This is a genomic window from Yersinia similis, assembly GCF_001053095.1.
GTDB lineage: Bacteria > Pseudomonadota > Gammaproteobacteria > Enterobacterales > Enterobacteriaceae > Yersinia > Yersinia similis.
Map to the genome: position 1 here is coordinate 1 of NZ_CGBP01000081.1, position 1,458 is coordinate 1,458.

Genomic DNA, 1,458 nt, shown 5'->3' on the forward strand with positions numbered 1-1,458 from the left:
ATATAACTCCGAGAAGCTGTTTGCTAAAGATGGCAAAATGCGTAAGGAATTGAACTTCCAGAGCGGCACCGATGCAGAATCCAGCCTGAAATTAGATCTGAATAGCGTGATTGAAGAGCTGACGGAGAGTGTGACCAAGCAGGGGACGGCAATTACTGCTGATGCGAATGGTACGCCAGCGCAAAAAGAACTCCATAGATTGGAGGCGATAACAACAGCTGCTAAGGCAGCAAAAGACGCTGCTGATAAAGCAGTAAGAGATTTAGGTGCTAATAAGAGCGTAGGTGATAGGCCAGGAGCAAAAGTGACCATCCCTACTTATACGAATGCGGCAGGTAAAACTATCAACACAAGGGATATTGATACAACTGACACGCTAACTCAAGACGACCTCGATGACATTGCTGGCGCTGTTGATGTGTTAACCAAAGAACATACCAAAGCAGATAAAGCTTCAACCGACTACGCCGTCAACTATGCGACCGGTAACGGTGTGATGAATATGAAACTACTGGATAAAGATCTGGCGATGATGGCCGATAAAAAGCTGTCAGACGTGATTGACGCCTACGGCGCTTTCCGTGCCACGTTGGGGGCGAACCAAAACCGCCTGCAATCCTCTTCCAATAACCTGGATAACATGATCAGCAACACTGCACAGGCGCTGGGCAGCATTAAAGATACCGATTTTGCGGATGAGATGAAAAACCACGCGCAGAGCGAGATGTTAATGCAATCGAGCGTGATGATGTTGAAAAAAGCCAGCGCAGCAACACAGTTGATTTCTACTCTGTTGCAAGGCTAATAACCCGTCATCCTTCGCGTTGCAGGGGGGGTTACTCAGTTGCCCCCTGCCCGCCACTCGAATGATTTAGCTCAAATGTGTTTTTAATATCAAAAGATAAAACCAAAACTTACAGATAGGGTTTTGATTTTGATGTTGAGCGCAATCAGGAATATTGCCGACAAGGAGAGAGGGTAGAGTGAGCGGGCATGGACAAATCTGTCGGGAACAGATTTGAACGCTGCTTGCAGCGGCCCCGAAGGGGGTGAGTCCCATGGATGGGACGAATAATCCCGCGAAAAGCGCGCTTGGGCAGGATGCCCACCGCGGTGGCTCGTCAGCCCGAAAGACGCAGGCGGTTTACCCGCAGGGCAATATTTCGCGCAAGCCGTAGGTGCAGGAGGGCCGGCTAGCCCTCCTGCTCGGTTGAGGCGGCTGGGTTCAGGTGGCCTCTGAGCGAATAACAACCGAAATCTGATCCGGTTTCTGACCCATTTGTCATTCTCTTACCCCTTCCCGCCACTCGAATGATTCAGAGCCATTAATCAATCGATACCGCTTCCCGGAGCGGTATTTTTTTATCTTATACCGGGCATAGCCCGGCTTTTAGGCAGTAGATAACCCCAGCCCAGAATTTAAGCAAATTCACTTTATCTGCATATTACGTTTAATAA

At 49.0% G+C, this 1,458-nt stretch carries 1 protein-coding gene; it reads left to right on the forward strand.

The window, feature by feature from the left end; translation table 11 throughout:
- A partial coding sequence (locus tag AC971_RS21450) for a flagellin (protein ID WP_053084958.1) occupies window positions 1–805 on the forward strand: 805 nt, incomplete at its 5' end.
- Window positions 806–1,458 lie beyond the last annotated feature (653 nt).